Annotated in this window: 3 protein-coding genes and 1 pseudogene; all 4 read left to right on the forward strand. The window is 78.7% G+C overall.

All coding sequences use genetic code 11. The features are described from left to right. Window positions 1-600: pseudogene (locus tag ACFVHB_RS40020) on the forward strand (hypothetical protein); the annotation flags it as partial. Between the two features lie 31 nt (window positions 601-631). Continuing rightward, window positions 632-1,063, forward strand: coding sequence for a YbaB/EbfC family nucleoid-associated protein (locus ACFVHB_RS40025; RefSeq protein ID WP_380332897.1), 432 nt, complete (start codon window positions 632-634; stop codon window positions 1,061-1,063). Continuing rightward, window positions 1,056-1,454, forward strand: a complete 399-nt coding sequence (locus ACFVHB_RS40030) for a WXG100 family type VII secretion target (RefSeq protein ID WP_380332899.1) — start codon at window positions 1,056-1,058, stop codon at window positions 1,452-1,454. The genes ACFVHB_RS40025 and ACFVHB_RS40030 overlap by 8 nt, the downstream gene beginning before the upstream one ends. Window positions 1,455-1,573: 119 nt before the next feature. Next, window positions 1,574-3,190: WXG100 family type VII secretion target (locus tag ACFVHB_RS40035; protein ID WP_380332901.1), on the forward strand; the 1,617-nt coding region annotated here is incomplete at its 3' end.

The following is a 3,190-nucleotide window of genomic DNA, read 5'->3' on the forward strand; positions in this document are numbered from 1 at the left end:
CCGCGGACGGGCGCGCGGGGTGGCGCGGAGGAGGCCGCCGCCGCGGCCACCGGAGCCACCGGACCCGCCGCCGCGGCCACCGGACCCGCCGCCGCGGCCACCGGACCCGGCACCGCCGACGCCGCCGCCCCGCCCGCCGGGGCGCAGGGCGGGGCGGGCCTCGCCGAGGACCGGACGGCGGTACTGCCCCGGCCCGCGGCGGACGGCGTGGAGGAGGACACCGCCCTCTGGGAGCGCGGCGCGGGCGCCTTCGTCCCGCTGCTCTGGGCGGCGGCACCGGGCCGGGACGGCCGGTCCGCCGGCGAGGCCGACGGGGGAACCACCGAGGCGTCCGAGCCCTGGTCGACCTGGCAGCCGGACCGGTCGGCCTCCAGTGCGACCGGCGGCCCGGGCGGGGGGACGGGTGTCACCCTCGCGCCGGTGACGGGCTGCGGCGACGGCCTGCCGGAGCCCGCCGAGCCGGCGGAGGTGGCGGCGCCGGCCGACGCGGACCAGGCCGGCGAGGCCGCCGAGCGGACCGGGGTGGCCCACCTGCTGGTCCAGGACGAGAGCACCTGGGGCGCCGTTCCGGACCGTTCCGCCTCCGGCACCGCTCACTGACCCGCCCGACCCGACGACGAGAGGAACACGCGTGTCCAGCCCCTACGACCAGGAGATCGAGGACCTGCTGGCGCTGTACGCCCGCCAGCGGGAGGAGGCCGCCGAGACCCGGCGCCGGATCGCCGCCACGACGGCGACCGCGACCGATCCCCGGCAGGCGGTCAAGGTCACCGTCGGGGCCCAGGGCGAGCTCACCGCGGTCGAGTTCCCCAACGGCGCGTACCGCCGGATGGCGCCCAGGGAGCTGGCCGACCTGCTGGTCACCACCGCCGCGCGGGCCCGGGAGGAGGCGCTGGAGGCGGTGGCCGGGGTGGTGTCGGACGGGTTGCCGCCCGGCGTCACCCTGGGCGACCTGCTCCAGGGCCGGGTCGACCCCACGGCGCTGCTGCCCGAGGAGCCGGCCCTGCCGGACACCGTCAGGGAGTACGTCGAGCACGGCTTCGAGGGGGCGGACCGTGGCTGACCACGTCTTCTCCGTCGACACCGAACGGCTGGCGGCCGCCACGCCGCAGGTACAGGAGTTGGCCGGGCTGATCAGGTCGGTCGGCACCCGGCTGGAGGCCCGGCTCGGCGAGCTGGGCGAGTGCTGGGGCGACGACTACACCGGCCGGGAGTTCCGGGACCAGTACCTCTCGCCGAAGGAACAGCTGACGGAGGCCGTCGGCGGCACCGCGGAGGTGCTGGACAGCACCGTCGACGGCATCGCGACGATGGCCAAGGGCTTCCGGCGGACCGAGGAGCAGAACGTCGAAGCCCTGCGGATCCTGACCTCCGCCGTCCCGGGCGACGTGCCCGGCGTCGGCGACGCCGGGCACGGGCCGCGCCCGGGCGGGCCCCACGCCGGCCGTCGCTGACCCTCGCCGCCCGGCCCCCGCGCGTGCCCTCATGCCGCGCGGGGGCCGGCCCGCCCCCGCCTCCCCGTGACCGCCGACGAAGAACCCGACGAAGAACCCGACGAAGAACACGGTGCCGAATGAGCGTCGAGATGCCCCCCGCCCTCGCCTGGGTCGCCAAGCTGGCCGTCGGCCAGTCCTGGCCCAAGGGTGACGAGGACAGGCTGCGGAAGCTGGGCTCGGCCTGGGACGACGCGGCGCAGGAACTGCGGGGCATCAGCGAGGGGATGGGGTCGTCGGCCAACGGCGTCCTGGAGAGCGTCGGCGGGCAGGTGGCCGAGGAGTTCCGGGCGTTCGTGACCCAACTGGAGGCCGCCCTCCCGGAGATGGCGGAGTCCTCGAAGCAGCTGGGCAAGCTCGGCCGGCATACCGGGGTGCAGATCGAGTACTCGAAGTACATGATCCTCGGCCAACTCGTGCTGCTGGCCGGGCAGATCGCGCACTGGGCGTTCTTCGCGCCCGAGGTGCTCCCGGCCGCGATCACTTCGGCGCGGGCGGCGGTCAAGATGATCCTGCGGCGCCTGCTGATCTCGGTCGCCGCGGGTGTGGCGCTCAACCTGGGCCTGGACGCCGCCGTGCAGACCATCCAGATCCTCAAGGGCGACCGGACGCGGTGGAGCGTCGACAACACCGTCTCCGCCGCGATCTCCGGGGCGATCGGCGGCGCCGTCGGCGGGGTCTTCTTCGGCATCGGCGGAGTCGTCGTGCCCCGGTTCGCGAACTCGCTGATCGGCAAGGGCGTGTTCGGCGCGGCCACCGGGGTGACCACCGCCGGGATCATGCTGGGCGCCTTCGGCGGCGAGGAACTCCTCGGGGCGTCCGTCGCCGCGGGTGCCGTGGGCGCGCTGGGCGGCGGCGGCCGGCGGCGGTTCGGCGGCAAGGGCGAGAAGGTCGAGGTGGACCCGGTCCACGTCGACCTGCCGGACGAGCCGGTGCTCGACCTGCCGGACGGCGGGCGGTCCGGGAGGACCGACGCCCCGGTGCCGGTGGCGGGCGGGTCCGGACCGGGCGGTGCCGGTGGTGCGGGCGGCCGCGGTGCGTCCGGCCCGGCGGCCACGGTCACCGGCGACCGCCCCCGGACCTCCGGCGGCCCCGGACGCGACCACGCCGGCGCTCCGCCGGACGGTACGTCCGGGCGGACCGCTGCCGTCCTGCCGGGCTTCGGGCCGGCCACCGCCGACACCGGCCGGGCCGGCGGACACGGCGCTGCGGGGACGACGACCCGGGGTGCGGGCACCGGCGGATCGGCGGCCGGCCGGCAGGGCACGGCCGGCGCGGCCACGTCCGCGGGCTCCGGCCGCGTGCAGGGCGGTACTGGCGGTACTGGCGGGGCGGCCGGGCGCGCCTCCGCGCCGCAGGCCGGCGGTGGTCGGGCGGCCGAGGGCGCGTCGTCCGGCGGGCACGCGGGGCCGGCTGTGCGGACGGTGGCCGGCCCCGCCTCCGGTACCGCGACGGCGGGCGGTCCCGGGACCGGCGCGCCCGCGGGCGGCGCCGCGAGCGCCGGCCGGACGCCCACCGGGGGACCGGAAATCCGCGTCGAGGGCTCGCGGGGCGTGGCGTCCGGCCCCTCGGCGGCCGAGGCCGCGTCCGCGCAGACCGGCCGCCCGGCTCCGGCCGGCGGCAGGCCCGTCACCTCCGGCGGCCCGTCGGCCCCGGGCGCCACGGCGGGCGGTCCCGCGCGGCCCGCCGCCGGGCCC

This window comes from Kitasatospora sp. NPDC127111 (genome assembly GCF_042677465.1).
GTDB lineage: Bacteria > Actinomycetota > Actinomycetes > Streptomycetales > Streptomycetaceae > Kitasatospora.